This window comes from Labrenzia sp. THAF35, from assembly GCF_009363595.1.
GTDB lineage: Bacteria > Pseudomonadota > Alphaproteobacteria > Rhizobiales > Stappiaceae > Roseibium > Roseibium algicola.
Window position 1 is genome coordinate 280,516 of sequence record NZ_CP045380.1, and the last position, 18,618, is coordinate 299,133.

An 18,618-nucleotide genomic window follows, 5' to 3' on the forward strand; every position below is an offset into this window, starting at 1 on the left:
TTAGAGCGATGGAGCATCTTAGCTGCGGTCCTCGGAACGCAGGATGCTCCAGGGCAGCTTGCCGAGATCGACATTGCCGCCGGTGATGATGATGCCGACACGTTTGCGGGCAAAGATGTCCCTGTTCTTCAGGATGGTTGCCAGCGGCACGGCGGAAGACGGTTCCATGACGATCTTCATCCGCGCCCAGATCAGGCGCATGGCGTCGACGATTTCCTGTTCCGACGCAGTCAGGATGTCGGTGACGTGGTTCGAGACGAAGTGCCAGGTCAGCTCCTTGAGCGGCACCTTCAGCCCGTCGGCAACAGTTTCCGGAGCGTCGTCGGCAATGATGTGACCCGCCTTGAAACTGCGGGCAGCATCATCTGCCTGCTCCGGTTCGGCAGCAAAGATCTTCACTTCGGGCGCCAGGTTCGACAGGGTCAGGCAGGTACCTGAGACCATGCCGCCACCGCCGATCGGTGCGACAACCGCATCAAGACCATCTGTCTGCTCCATCAATTCCTTGGAACAGGTGCCCTGACCGGCGATGACACGCGGGTCATTGTAGGGATGAACGAATTCCGCTCCGGTCCGGGCCTCGACCTCGGCAAAGACCGCTTCACGGCTGGAGGTGGACGGTTCACACTCGGTGATGATGCCGCCGTACCCACGAACGGCATCCTTCTTGGCCTGTGGCGCCGTTCTCGGCATGACCACGTGGCACGGAATGCCCCGCCGGCCTGCCGCATAGGACAGGCTGAGCGCGTGGTTGCCGGACGAATGGGTCGCCACACCGGCCTTGGCGGTTTCCTCGTCCAGACCGAAGACGGCGTTGGATGCACCGCGCACCTTGAAGGCACCTGCCTTCTGGAAGTTCTCGCATTTGAAGAACAGTTCCGCACCGGTCAGCTCGTTCAGGAACGAGGAGGTCAGAACCGGCGTCCGGTGGATATGCGGCTTGATGCGCTCATGAGCGACGAGCATGTCCTCGAGAGTCGGGATGTACTGGGTCAAGGCGTCGGTTTTCATGCGGCTTCCTTCGAGGCAATGGCGCTGTCACTGCGATAGACTTCCTGGGCGGCCGCAACACCGGAGCCCAGTTGGATGTCGAGGCCGAGATCGGCCATGACCATTTCGGCAGTCGCCAGCCCCGACAGCATCATGACGTCGGTCAGGCTACCCAGGTGGCCGATACGGAACACCTTGCCTGCGACCTCTCCGAGGCCGACACCGAAGGCGACGCCGTATTTCGCGGCGGCGTGGGTAACGATGCCGGTGGCGTTGAAACCTTCAGGCGTACGGATCGCGCTGACCGAATCCGAATAGACGTCCGGTGTCTGCGCGCAAAGCTCCAGGCCCCAGGCCCGGACCGCGGCGCGCACGCCTTCTGCAATGCGGTGGTGCCGGGCAAAGACATTGTCGAGGCCCTCTGCCAGCAGCATGTCGCAGCTCTGCTTCAACCCGTTCATCAGACCGACGGCCGGCGTATAGGGATAGGCGTTGTTGGCGTAGGCTTTCATCATGTCGCGAACATCGAAGAAGGTGCGCGGCAACCGGGCGCTTTCAACGGCGGCCTGTGCCTTTGGCGACAGGGCGATGATGGCGAGCCCCGGTGGCAACATGAAGCCTTTCTGGGAGCCCGTGACCGCTGCATCGACACCCCATTCATCCATGCGGAAATCCATCGAGGCAATCGAGCTGACGCCATCGACAAAGAGCAGCGCCGGGTGCTTCGCGGCATTCAGCGCGCGGCGCACCGCGGCAATGTCGGATTTGACGCCGGTCGCGGTTTCGTTGTGGGTTGCCAGCACCGCCTTGATCTCGTGGTTTGTGTCCGCGGCGAGTATTTCCTCGTAGCGGTCCGCCGGCAACCCCGTGCCCCAGGCTGCCTCGACAACCTCAACCTTCAGGCCGTGGCGCTGGCACATGTCGATCCAGCGATGGCTGAACATGCCGTTGCGGGCAGCCAGGATCTTGTCGCCGGGGCTCAAGCAGTTGGTGATCGCGGTTTCCCAGCCGCCGGTTCCGGTCGACGGAAACAGGAACACCTCGGCGGTTTCCGTCTTCAGCACCTTTTTGACGCCTGCAAGCGCGGGCTGCAGGATCTGTCCGAACAGCGGCGAGCGATGGTCCAGGGTCGGCATGTCGCACGCTCTGCGGAGCGCTTCCGGCATGTTGGTGGGGCCGGGAATGAAAACAGGATTTTGGAAGCTCATGGCCGTTTCCTCTTATGGATTTTGAGAAACGGTACCGTGCAGGGGCGGAGCTCCGCAATTTTTTTAAAATATTTTTTCAAAAATAGATTTTGTAGAAATTGCCAATCTTGTCAGTGTGTTATATTTTTCATATGGTGAATTGATTTTTCAAATTCCGAAAAAATGAGCTGATGACAGATCTCAAATCCGATAGTTCCGCCACCAGACGCGCCCGTGGGCGACCACGTGCCTGGGACGACAAGACCGAACAGAACACCATCAAGTCGCTCGACCGGGCGATGGCGGTGTTCGAGCATCTAAGCACCCAGTCCGGCGTCTCTCTTTCAGCCCTGTCGGATCAGCTTGGAGAATCCACGGCAACGCTCTATCGCATCCTGTTCACGCTGGAGACACGTGGCCTGGTGGAATTCGACCAGGCGCAGCAGCTCTGGCACATAGGTCCGGGCGCCTTCATCATCGGCGCACGATTTTTAAGGCGCACCAGTCTGGTGGAACGGGCGCGTCCTGTCCTGCGCTCCCTGATGGAGCAGACAGGGGAAACGGCCAATCTTGGTGTGGCACAGGCGGACCAGGTGCTGTTTGTCAGCCAGGTCGAAACCCACGAAAGCATTCGCGCCTTTTTCCCGCCCGGCACCTTGTCACCGCTGCATGCCTCCGGCATCGGCAAGGCGCTTCTGGCTTTCATGGACGAGGATCAATGCAAGCGTATCCTGAAGCAGACCGACCGGGAACGCTTCACCGAGCACACATTGTGTGACGCGGGCCTGCTGGCCGCGGACCTGGAAGCGATCCGTGCACGCGGGTTCTCGATCGACGGGGAAGAAAAGAACCTCGGAATGCGCTGCATCGCGGCACCCGTGTTCAATCACTATGGCGAAGCTGTCGCCGGTCTGTCCGTCTCGGGCCCGACCAGCCGGGTCAGCCCGGACAGGATCGCGCCCTTCGCAGAAGCGGTGAAGGCGGCGGCCGCAGCACTGACCGCCGCCCTCGGCGGCGAAATCGCTCCGCCGCAAACGAAGACCGTGGGATGAGGGCGCTTGCTTCACTCCCGACCCGATCCAGAGGAGTTCGTTACACCCACACCCTGAAGCGGCCAATCCCACCCTCTCCCTCATCCTGAGGAGAACCGTCAGGTCCGTCTCGAAGGATGGGCCGCTTATTCCGGAGTGTGCCGCCCATCCTTCGAGACGCCGCTGAAGCGGCTCCTCAGGATGAGGGTGCAAGGAGGAAGGGGCTTTTCTCTTTACTCCGCGGCGCTGCGGAAGCTCTGCCGGGCACCGGCCTCGAAACGGCCTGCCGCCTGTAGCTTCATGTGGCGGTTGACGTCCTTGTAAAGGAGGTAGCGGAACGGGCCCGGGCCACCGGCATAGCAGGCCTGCGGGCAGAAGGCGCGTAGCCACATGTAGTCGCCGGCTTCCACCTCGACCCAGTCCTGGTTGAGGCGATAGACCGCCTTGCCTTCCAGGACATAAAGCCCGTGCTCCATCACATGGGTTTCCGCAAACGGGATGACGGCACCCGGCTGGAAGGTGACGATGTTGACGTGCATGTCGTGGCGCACGTCTTCCGGATCGACGAAGCGGGTCGTCGCCCATTTACCGTCTGTGCCGGGCATTGCCCGCGGTTCGATGTCGTTTTCGTGGGTGACGAAAAGTGTCGGTCGCTCCAGGCCCTCAACAGGCTCGAACGCCTTGCGAACCCAGTGGAACCGCACCGGTTCACTGCCTGTGTTCTTCAGGCTCCAGTCGGTTTGCGGCGGCAGGAAGGCGTAGCTTCCGGGCCTCAGGTCGTATCGCTGTCCTTCAGCTGTCAGAACAGCTTCGCCTTCGACAACGAACAGCACGCCTTCGGCGGAAGGGTCTGTCTCCGGCCGGTCAGAGCCGCCACCCGGCGACACCTCAACGATGTATTGAGAGAAGGTTTCGGCAAAACCTGACAATGGGCGCGACAGCACCCACAGGCGGGTCTTGTCCCAGAACGGCAGATAGCTGGTGACGATGTCACGCATGGTGCCTTTCGGGATGACCGCATAGGCATCGGTAAAGACAGCCCGGTCTGTCAGGAGTGTTTCCTGACCGGGATGACCGCCGGTCGGCGCGTAATAGGATCTTGGGGGCATGGACTGGGACACGGCCAACCTTCTTCTTCAACAAAACCAGTTACCGGGAACTATGACCTGCCTTTCGAGGCCGGACCACGGGGCATGTCCGAAGAGCTCCTTTCGGAAAAACAAGATAATCGTCCCTTGATTTTCTTATTCTTCCGATCAATTGAACCCGCGCCTCAAGCCCGCGCGATGGCGATGTTGAGCAGAACTTGCCGCTTTTCCTCCGTCGCCACCTTGATGGCACGTTCCAGCGCTGCCGGCAGCGCGTCGCCTTCCGTCACCGTTTCGGTGTAGGCGCGGCTGGCCTCCGCGGTTCTGGTGAAATCCGGGCTTGGCCGAAGGGACGTCAGCGGCACATCGTTGGCCTTGCTGGCAAGACCATCCTTGTAAGTGCCCACCACCGAGTGACGCACCGCGCCCCACTCTTCGTTGTTCAGCACAAGCGTGATCACCGGCAACTCATGCGCCTCGGCAACCATGTGGCAGGCCGTCGGGTTGGCGAACATGTAGCTGCCGTCGCCGATGGTTGCGAAAACCAGACGGTCGCGGTCGGCAAGCTGTGCGCCAAGCGCCGCCGCGAGACCCCATCCTAGCCCCCCGGAATGCGGTTCCTGGAAGTAGCTGTTCGGCTGCTCCAGGTCGAGCGGCTCGAGCGGACAACCAAGCTCATGGAAGATCGTGGCCTTCCGCCCCTTGATGGCGCGGCCAAGGCAAAGACTGACCCAGTCCTTGCTCATCGGGCCGGCATTGCCGCGCTTGGCCCGGGCGACAACCTCCGCACGATTGGCGGACGACAGTTCGGCAATACGATGTCTGCGGGCGTTCAAAACGGCTTCGTCACGCGGACGGCTCTGCATTTCGGCAATCAGGGCCAGCAGCGTTTGCGCGGTTTCTCCTGCCAGGGTCACATCCGCCTGGAAGTTCCGGATCGGCGTGCGGGTGAACAGGGGATCCGGCCCCAGCTGGATCACGGTGACATCATCGCGAAGGGCGACCTTGTCCGGCCACCAGGGTGCCAGAGAGTTCATCACCAGCACCACGTCCGCCTCGGCAAGCAGGGCTTCCGGCGACGCACCGACCTGCATCGGATGCGACAGGGGCACGGAAAGCTGGTTTGCCCAATAATGCGACAGCGGCAGGGCCCAGTCCGTCAGGAACCGTCCGAGGGCCGCAAAGGCCTCTTCCGATCCGGCTCCTCGCTGACTGATGATCAGCGGGCTTTTGGCCTGCGCCAGCAGGTCTGCTGCCCGTTTCAGGGACGAGGGATCCGGCGCTGCGATGACCGGTGCCTGTTTCGACGGGGTATCAAGGCCGTCCGGCGGAGTTTGCTCGCACAGAACTTCACGCGGCAGGCTGAGATAGACGGGGCCCTTGGGCGTGGAATTGGCAATCGCCCAGCCCCGGTCGAAGAGATCCGCGATCTGCTCGGGAAAACGCAACTCGTAGTCCCACTTGGTGACTTCGCGGATCAGCGCGGTCTGGTCGAACATTTCCTGTCCCCAGCCGATCGGCACCGTGCGCGCGCCAAAGCGGCCGGCTTCCATCACCGGCGTGCGACCGGACATCATCAGTACGGGGATTTGATCGCACCAGGCGTTGATGGCGCCGGTAATGCCGTTGGAGAGCCCCACGTTGGTGTGCAGCATGACGGACTGGATCCTGCCGGAGATCTGGTAAAAGCCGTGCGCCATACCCACGGCAACATGTTCGTGCGGCACCGTGATCGGCACCGGAAGGTCGAGCCCGTTCTGCGTTGCCTCGATCAGTCCCTCGATGATCGGTGGAAAATCTGTGCCGGAATTTGCGAAGACATAGTCGACACCGAGCGCCTTCAACTTGCCGAACACCGCTCCACCCGCGGTAATCGCGGTGCTGTCCATCCTGTCGGCCATGCCGTCCTCCCATGTTCCTTTTGGATGCAGAATGCAGAAATTGCGAGGCAATTCAGGCTCTTGCGGGAGAGGAGCCCCTCCGCGAACCGCCGCCTTCGCATCTGCTTTGACGCGCACCCTAGACGATAAAAAACGGCTATGGGAACAAGGAATTTTCTTTCCAAAATTGGAAAGTATAATGGCTATTATCTCATTTTACATTACCAAACTAATTAGTGAAGATGATCGCGGAGCTACGTTCCCTGCTGGCCGCAAATCTGCAAGAGGTGTGCCCGAAAGGTCTTCCGACTTCGTTGAAGGGCGTTCCACGATCGCACACATTGAAGGTTGGCCAGCAAGTTACAGACCGGGAGTCGACAAGAGCTTCCGATGGGAGGAGACAACATGAGCATTCTCAAGAACGCGTTTCTGGCCGCTGCCATGATCGCCGCCGGCGCATCGTCCGCAGCCGCGGCCGATTACGAATTCAAGCTGCACCACTTTCTGGGCGAGAAAGCCCCTGCGCACACGCAGATGCTGGTGCCGTGGGCCAAGCAGGTGGAAGAAAATTCCGGTGGCAAGGTCCATATCGAAATCTATCCGGCCATGACGCTTGGCGGCCGTCCGCCCGAACTGATCAACCAGGTGCGTGACGGCGTGGTCGATCTGGTCTGGACCGTGAACGGCTATACGCCTGGCCTCTTCCCGCGCACCGAGGTGTTCGAACTTCCGGGCATTCACACCAACGATCCGGCGGCCACAAACCAGGCGCTGATGGATTTGTACGAAACGGACCTGAAGGACGAGTACAAGGGCGTTGAAGTAATGTTCCTGCATGTGCATGCCGGCCAGGCCATTCACATGCGCGACACAGAAGTTCACTCCCCGGCAGACCTCGCCGGCAAGAAGATCCGCATCCCGACCCGAACAGGTGCCTGGGTGATCGAGGCGCTCGGCGCTTCGCCGGTCGCCATGCCGGTTCCGGAACTGCCGCCTGCGCTGCAGAAGGGTGTTATCGACGGCGCGTTCATTCCGTGGGAAATCATTCCGCCGCTGAAGATCCAGGAGCAGACCGAATACCAGATCGAAGGCGTCGACAAGGAGCGTTTCGGCACCACCACCTTCCAGGTTTCCATGAACCAGGAACGCTGGAATGGTCTGCCGGAAGACATTCAGAAGGCCTTTCGTGATGCTTCCGGTCCCGAGTGGATCGTGAAGGTTGGCGAAATCTGGGCTGCATCGGATGATTTCGGGATCGGTCTGGCCACCAAGGCGGGCAACACGCACATCACCTTGACCGAGGAAGAGACCGAAGCTTTCCGTCAGGCGCTGGCCCCCGTCGCCGACCGCTGGGTCGAGGAAGTCTCCGCAAAGGGTATCGACGGTGCCGCGCTGGTTGAAAAGGCCCGCGCAGCGGTGGCCAGCCACTCGGCCAACTGATGTCGAACACTCTCAAAGCCAGCAGCTCCGGGTTCACCGGGGCTGCCAGCCGCCTGATAACGCTCTGGGCCCTCCTTGGCGGCGGCGTGCTGTTGCTGGTCGTCGCTGTCAACATGCTGTCGATCATCGGCTCGGTTTTCGGCACACCTTTTCCGGGCGATTTCGAGCTGACCGAAATGGGCGTGGCCATCGCGGTCTTCGCGTTCCTGCCCTATTGCCAGCTTGTCGGTGCAAACGTCTCGGCGGACATCTTCACCGCCGGCGCGTCCAGACGGGTGATTGCCTTCTTCACCCTGCTCGGGTCACTGGTTGCCCTTGTGTTCGCGCTGCTGCTGATCTGGCGCATGTATTACGGCATGCTGGACCAGAAGGACTACGACTACACAACCACCATCCTGCAGATCCCGCACTGGATGGCCTTCGTGCCGATCCTGATATCGCTTGCGCTGCTGGCACTGGCCGCGCTGGTCACGCTGCTGCAGGACATGACCGCGCTGTCGAGAGGACACCACTAGAATGACGGACGCACTTGTCCTCGGGCTTGGCGCTCTCGTGGTGCTGATCGCCCTGATCGCGATCCGCATGCCCATTGCCTATGCGATGATCCTTGTAGGCGGTGTCGGCACCATGATGCTGAACGGCCCCGCCCTTGTCCTCAGCCAGCTGAAGACCCTCGCCTACGGCCAGTTCTCCATCTACGACCTTTCCGTCGTGCCGATGTTCGTCCTGATGGGGGCGATCGCCTCGAAGACCGGCCTGAGCCAGGCTCTGTTCCGGGGGGCGAATGCCTGGCTCGGCTGGCTGCGCGGCGGCACGGCCATGGCGGCCATCGCCGGCTGCGCCGGGTTCGGTGCGGTCTGCGGCTCGTCGCTTGCAACCGCTTCCACCATGGGCAAGGTCGCCCTGCCGGAACTCAAGCGCTACAATTATTCCGGTGCGCTGGCGACGGGAACGCTCGCCGCGGGCGGCGTGCTCGGCATCCTGATCCCGCCCTCGGTCGTCCTGATCATCTATGCCATCATCGTGGAAGCAAACATCGTCACCATGTTCATGGCAGCATTTCTGCCAGGCCTGCTGGCAGTGGTTCTCTTCCTTCTGACCATCGCCCTCTATGTCACCATCAAGCCGGAAGCCGGGCCCAAGGGAGGTGTTGCCGACCGCAAGGAATTCCTGGAGGCGACTGCCGGCATGATCCCGGTGCTGATCATCTTCGGGCTGGTCATCGGCGGCATCTACTTCGGGTTCTTCAACCCGACACCGGCAGCCGCCGTCGGCGTTTTTCTGGTCCTGCTGTTCGGGCTGTTGCAGCGCAAGCTGTCCGGCCACGACTTCATTCAGGCGCTCAAGGAAACCGCGTCCACTTCAGGCATGATCTATCTGATCATCCTTGGGGCGGAACTCCTCAAGATCTTCATGTCCCGCGTTGGCCTGCCTCAGGAAACCGCTTCCTGGATCGCCAATTCCGGACTCGAACCGATGACGGTGCTGATCCTGCTGCTGATCGCGCTCATCCTGCTCGGCTGCCTGATGGACAGCCTGTCGATGATCCTTCTGGTGATCCCGTTCTTCTGGCCGGTTCTGGTCGAGATCAACGGCGGCATCTACCAGGGAGCGGAAGGGGCAGGCTTCGGCATGAGCACGGAGGACCTGAAGATCTGGTTCGGCGTACTCGCCCTGATCGTGGTCGAACTCGGCCTGATCACGCCACCGGTCGGCATGAATGTCTTCGTCATCTCCTCGCTCGACCGGGAAACGCCGATGATCGAGACCTTCAAGGGCGTTGCGCCGTTCTTCTGTGCCGAGATCCTGCGCGTAATCCTGCTGGTCTGTTTTCCGATCATCACCCTGTGGCTGCCGCAGGTGCTGAGGTAGGCATCGAAAACACCCTATAAATGAAAAAGCACGCCCGGGTAACGGGCGTGCTTTTTTCGTTCAAGGCTGAGCTGTTACTTTCCCTGCGCCGCCGCGCGGATCTGGCTGAGGCTTGCGGCCGGGGTGATGGCCTCCGGGTCCAGCTTCAGATGCAGGATTGCGGGTGTGCCGGCGGCACGGGCACGTTCGTATGCAGGACCGAAAGCGTCTGTCGTCTCGACCGTCTCACCGAAGGCACCATAGCTGCGGGCAAGCGCTGCGAAATCCGGATTGACCAGCTTGGTTGCCGACGGGCGGCCGGGATAGGTGCGTTCCTGATGCATGCGGATGGTGCCGTACATGCCGTTGTCGATCACAAGCACGATGATGTTGGCGCCGTCCTGACAGGCGGTGCCAAACTCCTGCATGGTCATCTGCAGGCAGCCATCGCCTGCAAAACAGACCACTTCGCGCTCCGGAAAGGCAAGCTTGGCGGCAACGGCTGCCGGCAGGCCATACCCCATGGAGCCGCTCGTCGGCGCTGCCTGGGTGGCGTAGCGACGGAACCGGTGGAAGCGGTGCAGCCAGGTGGCGTAGTTGCCGGCCCCATTGGTGCAGACCGCATCTTCCGGCAGGTTGGCTTCCAGCCATTCCATGACGCCGGCCATCTGGAGGTTGCCGGGCACCTGTGGCCGGGCACCGGACCAGTCCAGATAATCCTGATGGGCCTTGGCCGCTTCGCCTGCGCCCTTCAGTTCGGACGGCGGCTGAAGGCCTTCGGCCGCCTTGCAGAAGGCAGTCGGGCTGGCATGAATTGCCTGCGCCGGCCGGTAGACCCGGCCGAGTTCCTCGGCGTCCGGATGGACATGAACCAGTTGCTGCGTGGGAGAGGGAATGTCGAGCAGCGAATAGGACTGGCTCGGCATTTCCGACAAGCGGCCACCGACAAGCAGGATCAGATCGGAGGACTTGACCCGTGCCAACAGCTTCGGATTGATGCCGATGCCGACATCGCCGGCATAGTTCGGATGCAGGTTGTCGAACAGCATCTGGCGGCGGAACGAGCAGGCAACCGGCAGGTCGAAACGCTCGGCAAAGCGGGTAAAGCCGGCGACGGCCTCTTCCGACCAGCGGCTGCCGCCCAGAATGGCGATCGGCCGCTCAGCCGCCCAAAGGCGCTTCTGCAGGTCCGCCATCTGGGTGAGGCCCGGATGCGTTTCGACCTGGGTCCACGCAGGCGGCTGCGGGGCATCCGCCTTTTCGACCAGCATGTCTTCCGGTAGCGCCAGAACCACCGGTCCCGGACGGCCGGACGTGGCAACATGGTAGGCGCGCGAAATGAACTCCGGTACGCGATCCGCGTGATCGATCTCCGCAACCCATTTGGCGATGCCACCGAACATTTGGCGGTAGTCGATTTCCTGGAACGCTTCACGCTCGCGCATGCCACGCTCGATCTGTCCGATGAACAGGATCATCGGCGTGGAATCCTGCGCAGCCACGTGAACACCGGCAGAAGCGTTGGTGGCCCCCGGACCGCGGGTCACCATGCAGATGCCCGGCTTGCCGGTGAGCTTGCCCCAGGCATCGGCCATCATTGCAGCCCCGCCTTCCTGGCGGCAGACCGTGACCGGGATCGACGCATCGTAAAGCGCATCAAGCACGGCAAGGTAACTTTCGCCGGGCACACAGAACACGCGCTCTGCCCCGTTGCGCTCCAGCGCCTCCACCAACAATTCACCGCCGGTCTTCTGGTCCATGTTCCGGGTCCTTACGAGAAAGATGATCTGTTCATTCTATAGCGTATGAAAATCCCGCCTGTTAGAGGCGAAAATCAGATTAATTGGCAATAGGGTCATTCCGATTTAGAATAATATATCTCCGACAACGGACTTGCAGCCCATCCTTCGAGACACGCACAAACGCGCTCCTCAGGATGAGGTTGAATGTGTTGTAAGGCCGCCTGATTGTGCCACACACAGTCCTCATCCTGAGGAAGCGCGAAGTGCTGTCTCGAAGGATGGGCCTCATGTCATGGCCAGCCTTGCCGGTAAGCATCGGCGCTGCAAACAAAAAGGGGCACCGGTTTCCCGGCACCCCTGCCCCCATTCGTTGTTATGTCTTGTTATGGGAAGCTGATCTCAGATCGACTGAACCGTCACCACCTGGAAGGTGTGCATCTCGCCATCCTCGTCCTTGATGGAGACGTATTCACCCGGGTTGAAGGCATGAGCGCCGAAACGGTAGCCCGCCTCGTCGTCGTCCTCGCCGTCGATATCGTAATGGAAAGCCCAGGAGCCACCCGGACGGTGGATGAGGTGGCCGACTTCCTCTTCCTCGGCGCCCCAGAATCGCCGCACACGGCAATGGTCGCGCTGCTTCTTCCAAAGACCGGCGTCGATATGGCCGGTTTCGTCAAGCGGAGCGGTGAATTCATAACCGTGGTTCGCCGAACCTTGCGGGAAATCCTTGGTTCTGGCCAGGTTCAACCTGATCTTCTTCAAAGCCGGATAGTCGCTCATGGGGCCCTCCTTTACTGACAATCCGGTTTATTTGTGCCACATCCGGGGCACCTCACATTGAGAAGGATCAAACCGGGTGGTTTGCATGTGAGGCATGTATTGCCATGTGTCAGCAAAAGGGACGGAAGATGGATCAGGCCGAAACCCAGAACCAGGCGCTCGAGTTCCTCGGCAGCCTGCCGTCCGACGATCCGGCGCGGCCCGAGGTGAAGCGGATCGACACCCATGCCAATATCGTCTTTCTGGTGGGCAGCAAGGCCTACAAGGTCAAACGGTCGGTCAAGTTTCCCTTTCTCGACTATTCGACGTTGCCCTTGCGCGAAGAAGCCTGCAAGGCGGAAATAACCTACAACCAGCCGAACGCACCTCAGATCTACCGGCAGGCCTTGCCTGTGACGCGGGAGGCAGATGGCACGCTGGATCTTGGCGGCACTGGAGAGCCCATCGAATGGGCAGTTGAAATGAACCGGTTCGAGCGACAGCACGAACTGGACTCCGTCGCAGGAACCAGCCCGCTTCCGGACACTCTGACGGACAGGCTGGCGGACATGATGGTGACTGCTCATGACGTCGCGCCTCTGCGGCAGGGCAACGGCTTCTACGCGGAGCTTGCAAGCTATGTGGAGCAGAACGACGCCGCCTTTCGCGAGCACCCCGATCTGTTCGAAGCCGAGGTGGTCCGGCATCTGACCGAGACTTCCCGCACTGTCTTGTCTGCTCTGCACGAGCTGATCCTGCGCCGGGGCGAACAGGGCCTTGTCCGTCGTTGCCACGGAGACGCCCACCTTCGCAACATCGTCATGGTTGATGACACCCCGGTCCTGTTCGATGCGGTTGAATTTTCAGATGCGATTGCTACCGGCGATGTTCTCTACGATCTCGCCTTCCTGCTGATGGACCTGTGGGACCGGGGTCAACAGCGTGCGGCCAACCGGGTGTTCAACCGCTACATGGACAAGAGCCGCCTGGACACGCATTCGGAGGGCCTGGCAGCCCTGCCCTTCTACCTGATGATGCGCGCGGCGATCCGCTCCAAGATCGCGGCCAGCTCCGCTCTCAACCAATCGGACCCGAACCAGAAACAACGTGAGCGCGACCAGGCCCAGGCCTATTTCCGCCACGCAGTGGACTTTCTGGATCCCTCACGCCCACAACTGGTTGCCATCGGCGGCCTTTCCGGCACCGGCAAGACCACGCTTGCCTACGAAATTGCCCCCGGCATCGGCCGGGCACCCGGCGCGCGCGTGCTGCGCACGGACGTGATGCGAAAGCGCCTGCTGGGCATTGAAGAAACGGAAAAGGCGCCGGCGGAAGCCTATACGCTGGAGGCGTCCCAGAAGGTCTACCACGCGCTGGACGACACCATTCAGACCGTCCTCGCAGCGGGTCACTCGGCAATCTTCGATGCCGTTTTTGCCGCCGAGAGCGAACGGGACCGTATCGAGGCCATCGCGAATAATGTTGAATGCGGTTTCTGCGGCCTGTGGCTGACTGCGCCGGCAAACATCCTGAAAGCCCGGGTCTCCGCGCGCGGGGACGATGCCTCGGACGCAAACGCTGACGTTGTCGATACCCAGCTTGGCTACGACCTCGGCCAGATGAACTGGGTGGAAATCGACGCGGGCAGCAATGTCGACGAAACCGCCGGACAGGTTCGGAAAATCCTGAACCGCCAGTAGACTACAGTCCGGCAGCCCTGAGGGCTGCCGCGGCTCCGGCTGCACAGAAGACGGCGACATATTCCTTGCGCAGGGTCACCTGAGCCGCTGCAGCAACGACAAGGCACAGCGCCACGGCCAGCCCGCCCTTCAACACGATAGGCAGGATGGTGGAAACGATGATCGCGCCCGGCAAGGCTTCCAGCCCCCGGCGCACCCGCGGCGTGATGGGCAGCCGGCCCATGACCCAGTATCCACCCGCCCTCAGGGCATAAGTGACCGCCGTCATGCCAAGCACGGCCAGGACGAAGATCGGGTCGGCGGTGAATGCTCCCTCAGTCATCGAGATAGGCCCCCGCGAAAGCACCGGCGATGGCACCGGTGAAAATGCTCCAGTAGCCACCGACCAGATACCAGGTCAGCGCGGCGATACCGCCGGCGAACAGCCAGCTGACTGTCTGGCGCTTGCCCTTCCAGAGCGGCACCAGAAGTGCGGCGAAGAAAGCCGGCAGAACCACATCGAGGCCATAGACCTTCGGGTCCGACACGAGACTGCCTGCGAAATAGCCCGGAACGACGGAAAGCGACCAGACCGACCAGGTGAAAAGACCGCTGCCGAGATAGATCCCCCAGTCGCGCGTGCCCTTGTCGTATTCCGACAAGGCCAGCAACCAGTTGAGGTCCGTCAGCAGAAACAGGGAAGGATAGGTCTGCCAGGCCGGCACCTGGCCAAGCCAGGGCCGCAGGCTCGCGCCGATCAGCAGCATGCGCATGTTGACGGCAGCGGTAACCCCGATCATGGCCACGACGAGAGCATAATTGAGCGGATCGCTGTAGACTTCCATCGCGACGAACTGGCTGGCGCCGGCGAAAACCAGCGAGTTGATCATGATCGTTTCGAGGAAGGTCAGCCCCTTTTGCGCGGCGACCGTTCCGAAGACCAGTCCAAGCGCGATGATGCCCGGGGATACCGGAATGCACATCGTGGCGCCCCGCACGCAGCCTTGCAGGCTGAGGGTCACATTTTTGTTCAACATGTCTGTCCAAGAGTGTCAGGCGGCGGGCACCCCCCGCAAAGAAAGGTCAGTATTGCTGATAAATCGACTCAGAACCAATGAAACCTTTTGATTTACCCATCAGCGATCCTGTAGCCGGGACCAGGCCACCGGTCAGAACACGACGCCGTAGATCATGCGCAGGCCGGTAAAACCGAGGAACAGCGCGAACACGAGCTTCAGCTTCGATGGATCGATGGCATGGGCGATCTTCGCGCCCCAGGGTGCAGCAAGGGTGCTGGCCGGAATGATCAGGAAGAAGCCGATCAGGTTGACATACCCGAGCGAGAACGGCGGGCGCCCCTCCTCGCCCCAGCCGAAGAAGATCGACAGCAGGGTGCCCGGAACGGCAATGATGAGGCCGATGGCCGCCGCGGTGCCAACCGCCTTGCGGATCGGATAATTGAAAAGGGTCAATGTCGGAACGCCGAGCGTTCCACCGCCAATGCCCATCATCACCGAGATCCCGCCAATCAGGAAACCCAGTGTTTCCTTGATCGGAGACCCGGGAAGCTTGTCGGCCAGATGAGAGCCATCCTTGCGGAACATCATGTTGGCCGACACGGCCAGAGCGACAATCCCGAAGACCAGCGTCAGCGCGCCACCCGAAATGTTCCCCGCGAGCGTTCCCCCGGCGATGACGCCAAGAGCAATCGCCCACCACCAGCGTTTCAGGAGATCCATGTCGACGCTGCCACGATTGTAGTGGGCGCGCGCCGACGACGTGCCGGTCGCCAGAATGGTAGCGAGCGACGTTCCCACGGCCACATGCATCAGAACCGACGGGTCGATCTTCAGGGCGGTGAACATGTAATAGAGCACCGGCACGATGACGATGCCGCCACCGACACCGAGCAGGCCTGCAATGATCCCGGCCACAAGCCCGGTTGCCAGCAGCGCAACAGCCAGAAGGCCAAGGGAGAAAAGGCTGAGATCTTCCACGCGATTATCCTCGTTGCCGGTGCCGGGCTCATGCCGGCCACCAAAGTCTTCTTCCAGCGCTTAGACCAGCTGCGCGAATTTTTCCAGCTGCATGCGTGGACTATCTGTTTTGCGACGCTTGCAACCACTTGCGACACGGGTGAATTGCAGCCAGTCTCTGCCGGGTGTCATTCAGCGGCGAGGAAGCATGAACGGTCACTGGCTTGCGCTCTATACATTCGGCCAATTCCGTACGCGGGCGGACCACCCGGTTGTGGAACCCTTTCACCAGGCCGAGCCGCTTGTTTGGGCTGCGATGGAGCGAGCCGAGGGTTTCGTCGCCCGCTCCGGCTATGAAGACGAACCGGGACCGGACTGCTGGGGCGAGCAGGTTTTTCCCAGGTACTGGCAGGACAATGGCGACGGCTGGGCACCCTCCACCATCTCGCTTTGGCAAGACCTGGAATCAGCGCTTGCCGCCGTCTACCGAGGGCCGCACGCCGAGATCCTGAAAAAGGGCCCGGACTTCATGCGCGAAGACCATGCCTACCCCGCCTATGCCCTGTGGTGGGTGCCGGAAGGCCACCAACCGGATTGGGTGGAAGCGATCGACCGTTTCGAACGCCTGGGCGACGCGGGCCCCACGCCCGCGGCCTTCACATTCAAGTCCGCTTTCGATCCTTCCGGAAAGCCCACAACAGTGAACGGCGGCGTATCGAAACAGATCGCGGAACGAAACCGGACCCGGACCGAAGTTCCCAAGGCTGTTCAATAGGGATTGTTCAAAAATCGATGACTAATTGTCCAGATTTGGCAGAATTGTAAAACAATCCCCCAATGGCAATCTTAGGTCCAACAGCGCACGGACATTCCCGTGCCAGAGATTGGGAAAGGATTGAACCATGAACCAGATACTCCGTCCTTCGGATGCTCGCGGCGATGCCGATTTCGGCTGGTTGAAGAGCAAGCACACGTTCTCCTTCGGGTCCTATTTTGACCCGAACCACATCGGTTTCGGTGCCCTGCGGGTGATTAACGAGGACCGTGTCGCCCCCAGCGCCGGCTTCCCGACCCACCCGCACCAGAACATGGAGATCATCTCCTATGTCGTTTCCGGTGGTCTGGAACACAAGGATTCGCTCGGTACGGGCTCAGTCATCCGGCCGGGAGAACTGCAGCGCATGAGCGCCGGCACCGGTGTCCGTCACAGCGAGTACAATCACTCGGACACGGATCCGGTCCACTTCCTGCAGATCTGGATCGTTCCGGAAGCTGACGGAATCTCGCCAAGCTACGAGCAGAAGGCCTTTCCGGAAGACGGCCGCCGCGATGCGCTGCGCCTGATCGGATCGCGCGACGGGCGGGACGGATCCGTTACCATTCATCAGGATGTCGATCTCTACGCGTCGCTTCTGTCCGCGGATCGCAGCCTGGCCTTCGACATCCGTCCCGGCAGGAAGGTCTGGCTGCAACTGGTGAAAGGCAAGATCAGCGTCAACGACCAGCCGCTTTCCGCAGGCGACGGTCTTGGCCTGCTTCAGACAGGCGCGATCTCGCTGACAGCCAGTGAGAATGCCGAATTCCTGCTGTTCGACCTGGCAGCCTGACACGAATTGGGGCGGGATTGTTCCCGCCCCATCCCCATGTACTTCCCTGGAAACGAACAGCCAGATTGAACACAGGATCAGAGCAATTGCTTTCATCCACATCAGGAGAGCGACAATGGTAGAGACAACTTCCCCCGACATCACCCTGGAACAGGATGGCAGCAAAGGCCGCTATTTGGCGAAGGTAGGCGGGATCACCGAGCCGGCCGAACTGACCTTCTCCATTGTCAACGAACACCTGATCATTGCCGATCACACCGGCGTGCCGGACAGCATGCGTGGCATGGGGGTTGGCAAGGCACTGGTGGAAAGGCTTGTTGATGACGCCCGTCGCAAGCAGGTGAAGATCGTGCCGCTGTGTCCTTATGTGAATGCGCAGCGGCGCAAGCACCCCGAATGGGCGGACGTGTTTCAGGCCTAGGCGAAAAGAAACATGCTCAGCTCGAAGGCTCGTTGTCCTCTACGGCCATCTCGCACCCCCGCAATGTGTAGAGCGCACCGGTCAGCATGTCGCCGGCCTGTTCGAAAGCGGTGTCGGTGATTTCCGGACCGGCTGCGCTCAGACCAACTGCCGCCAGCCTGATGTCGGCAAGGTTCCGATTGAGCTCCTTCAGTTGCTGCGCCACTTCCCAATGATCCTTGAGATCGGGATCAGAGAGTTGCGCAGCAAGCGTGGTGATCTTGCCGTCGAGCGCTTCTATCCGGGCCTTGAATTCACCCGGAGAGACCTGCAACCGGGCGAGCGCGGCTTCTGTCAGATTGCCGGCGATACGTTCGCCCGCTGTATCGACCCTGTTCAACACAAGGAGCGACAGCACGCAGGCTACAATGACAAGCAGCGCCGTCGCATTCACGAGCGCCAGAAGCAACTGGCCGGGCAAACGGACCAGACGGCGGCCAAGGCCGGGGGCATCGTGATAGGACATTGCATGCTCCTTAGAGATCAGGTGCTCTCATTCAGACAGAGTCCCGCATGACACACAACGGCCCCCCGGGCCGTGAACCGTCAGAAAAACCTGATTTCTTGGGAGAACCAAACGACCTTCCGTTCACCGTATCAGAGCTCCTGGCATCTTCTGCCTGTAGCCCAGCCTACACTTAATCCGAGAAACGACACTTACCTTTAACGGAAAAAGGGTTACTCCGTTCCCATTCAAAACACCGATAGGGCACGGATGAACTACGGCCGCCTGATCACAGCAATACTGTTCCTCTGGATGACGTCCGCCCTCTTCAAGTACGGCAACCAGAATTACGAGGCGCTCAAGGCGGACTTTGGCCTGCTGGCTCCATTGATGTGTTTCATCGCCGGCGTCCTTCTCGGCTGCAGCGCCATTATCCTGCTCATCAAGTCTTTCAGGAAGTCATGATCGCACTTCGGCAGCTAT

Annotated in this window: 19 protein-coding genes; 9 read left to right on the forward strand and 10 right to left on the reverse strand. The window is 60.9% G+C overall.

The window, feature by feature from the left end:
• Positions 1-18: 18 nt before the first annotated feature.
• Both bhcB and bhcA read right to left on the reverse strand, forming a co-directional pair.
• Complete coding sequence (gene bhcB, locus FIU93_RS01320) at positions 19-1,011, reverse strand: beta-hydroxyaspartate dehydratase BhcB (protein WP_173017238.1); 993 nt, start codon at positions 1,009-1,011, stop codon at positions 19-21.
• Positions 1,008-2,198, reverse strand: coding sequence for an L-aspartate--glyoxylate aminotransferase BhcA (bhcA, locus tag FIU93_RS01325; protein ID WP_152504633.1), 1,191 nt, complete (start codon positions 2,196-2,198; stop codon positions 1,008-1,010). Before bhcA ends, bhcB begins: the two co-directional genes overlap by 4 nt.
• A 170-nt stretch (positions 2,199-2,368) precedes the next feature.
• Here bhcA and bhcR point away from each other — a divergent pair, with 170 nt between their 5' ends.
• The gene (bhcR, locus tag FIU93_RS01330; RefSeq protein WP_152504634.1) at positions 2,369-3,229 is read left to right on the forward strand and encodes an HTH-type transcriptional regulator BhcR; all 861 of its coding nucleotides are present in this window, start codon (positions 2,369-2,371) and stop codon (positions 3,227-3,229) included.
• 212 nt (positions 3,230-3,441) lie between these two features.
• Here bhcR and FIU93_RS01335 read toward each other — a convergent pair whose 3' ends face one another.
• Together FIU93_RS01335 and FIU93_RS01340 are read right to left on the reverse strand one after the other, a co-directional pair.
• Complete coding sequence (locus FIU93_RS01335) at positions 3,442-4,317, reverse strand: bifunctional allantoicase/(S)-ureidoglycine aminohydrolase (protein ID WP_152507469.1); 876 nt, start codon at positions 4,315-4,317, stop codon at positions 3,442-3,444.
• A 164-nt stretch (positions 4,318-4,481) separates the two neighbouring features.
• Entirely contained in the window at positions 4,482-6,197 is a 1,716-nt protein-coding gene (locus FIU93_RS01340) for a thiamine pyrophosphate-requiring protein (protein WP_286202395.1), read from the reverse strand.
• A 384-nt stretch (positions 6,198-6,581) separates the two neighbouring features.
• Here FIU93_RS01340 and FIU93_RS01345 point away from each other — a divergent pair, with 384 nt between their 5' ends.
• The 3 genes from FIU93_RS01345 to FIU93_RS01355 are packed head-to-tail and all read left to right on the forward strand — an operon-like array spanning position 6,582 to position 9,488.
• Positions 6,582-7,616, forward strand: coding sequence for a TRAP transporter substrate-binding protein (locus FIU93_RS01345; protein ID WP_031269788.1), 1,035 nt, complete (start codon positions 6,582-6,584; stop codon positions 7,614-7,616).
• A complete protein-coding gene (locus tag FIU93_RS01350; protein ID WP_023002154.1) occupies positions 7,616-8,131 on the forward strand; it encodes a TRAP transporter small permease subunit in 516 nt (171 codons plus the stop codon). The genes FIU93_RS01345 and FIU93_RS01350 overlap by 1 nt, the downstream gene beginning before the upstream one ends.
• A gap of 1 nt (position 8,132) precedes the next feature.
• Positions 8,133-9,488 (forward strand): TRAP transporter large permease subunit, encoded by a 1,356-nt coding sequence (locus FIU93_RS01355; RefSeq protein WP_023002155.1) that lies wholly within the window; start codon positions 8,133-8,135, stop codon positions 9,486-9,488.
• A 74-nt stretch (positions 9,489-9,562) separates the two neighbouring features.
• On the opposite strand, the gene FIU93_RS01360 is transcribed toward FIU93_RS01355, so the two are convergent.
• Both FIU93_RS01360 and FIU93_RS01365 read right to left on the reverse strand, forming a co-directional pair.
• Entirely contained in the window at positions 9,563-11,227 is a 1,665-nt protein-coding gene (locus tag FIU93_RS01360) for a thiamine pyrophosphate-binding protein (protein WP_152504635.1), read from the reverse strand.
• A gap of 381 nt (positions 11,228-11,608) precedes the next feature.
• The gene (locus tag FIU93_RS01365; protein ID WP_055657628.1) at positions 11,609-11,989 is read right to left on the reverse strand and encodes a hypothetical protein; all 381 of its coding nucleotides are present in this window, start codon (positions 11,987-11,989) and stop codon (positions 11,609-11,611) included.
• Positions 11,990-12,117: 128 nt separating this feature from the next.
• On the opposite strand from FIU93_RS01365, the gene FIU93_RS01370 reads away from it, so the two are divergent.
• A complete protein-coding gene (locus FIU93_RS01370; RefSeq protein WP_152504636.1) occupies positions 12,118-13,668 on the forward strand; it encodes a bifunctional aminoglycoside phosphotransferase/ATP-binding protein in 1,551 nt (516 codons plus the stop codon).
• Position 13,669: 1 nt separating this feature from the next.
• On the opposite strand, the gene FIU93_RS01375 is transcribed toward FIU93_RS01370, so the two are convergent.
• From FIU93_RS01375 to FIU93_RS01385, 3 genes are all read right to left on the reverse strand, one after another.
• Complete coding sequence (locus FIU93_RS01375; RefSeq protein ID WP_023002159.1) at positions 13,670-13,990, reverse strand: AzlD domain-containing protein; 321 nt, start codon at positions 13,988-13,990, stop codon at positions 13,670-13,672.
• Positions 13,983-14,684, reverse strand: coding sequence for an AzlC family ABC transporter permease (locus FIU93_RS01380; RefSeq protein ID WP_023002160.1), 702 nt, complete (start codon positions 14,682-14,684; stop codon positions 13,983-13,985). Before FIU93_RS01380 ends, FIU93_RS01375 begins: the two co-directional genes overlap by 8 nt.
• Positions 14,685-14,816: 132 nt before the next feature.
• A complete protein-coding gene (locus FIU93_RS01385) occupies positions 14,817-15,644 on the reverse strand; it encodes a sulfite exporter TauE/SafE family protein (protein ID WP_023002161.1) in 828 nt (275 codons plus the stop codon).
• A gap of 187 nt (positions 15,645-15,831) precedes the next feature.
• Here FIU93_RS01385 and FIU93_RS01390 point away from each other — a divergent pair, with 187 nt between their 5' ends.
• The 3 genes from FIU93_RS01390 (at position 15,832) to FIU93_RS01400 (ending at position 17,651) form a co-directional block, all read left to right on the forward strand.
• Entirely contained in the window at positions 15,832-16,398 is a 567-nt protein-coding gene (locus FIU93_RS01390; RefSeq protein WP_173017239.1) for a DUF3291 domain-containing protein, read from the forward strand.
• A gap of 127 nt (positions 16,399-16,525) precedes the next feature.
• Positions 16,526-17,230: a pirin family protein gene (locus FIU93_RS01395; RefSeq protein ID WP_023002163.1), complete on the forward strand. Its 705-nt coding sequence runs from the start codon at positions 16,526-16,528 to the stop codon at positions 17,228-17,230.
• 115 nt (positions 17,231-17,345) lie between these two features.
• Positions 17,346-17,651, forward strand: a complete 306-nt coding sequence (locus FIU93_RS01400) for a GNAT family N-acetyltransferase (protein WP_152504638.1) — start codon at positions 17,346-17,348, stop codon at positions 17,649-17,651.
• A gap of 16 nt (positions 17,652-17,667) precedes the next feature.
• On the opposite strand, the gene FIU93_RS01405 is transcribed toward FIU93_RS01400, so the two are convergent.
• Positions 17,668-18,156, reverse strand: coding sequence for a hypothetical protein (locus FIU93_RS01405; protein WP_152504639.1), 489 nt, complete (start codon positions 18,154-18,156; stop codon positions 17,668-17,670).
• A 249-nt stretch (positions 18,157-18,405) separates the two neighbouring features.
• Here FIU93_RS01405 and FIU93_RS01410 point away from each other — a divergent pair, with 249 nt between their 5' ends.
• The gene (locus FIU93_RS01410; RefSeq protein ID WP_152504640.1) at positions 18,406-18,600 is read left to right on the forward strand and encodes a hypothetical protein; all 195 of its coding nucleotides are present in this window, start codon (positions 18,406-18,408) and stop codon (positions 18,598-18,600) included.
• Positions 18,601-18,618 lie beyond the last annotated feature (18 nt).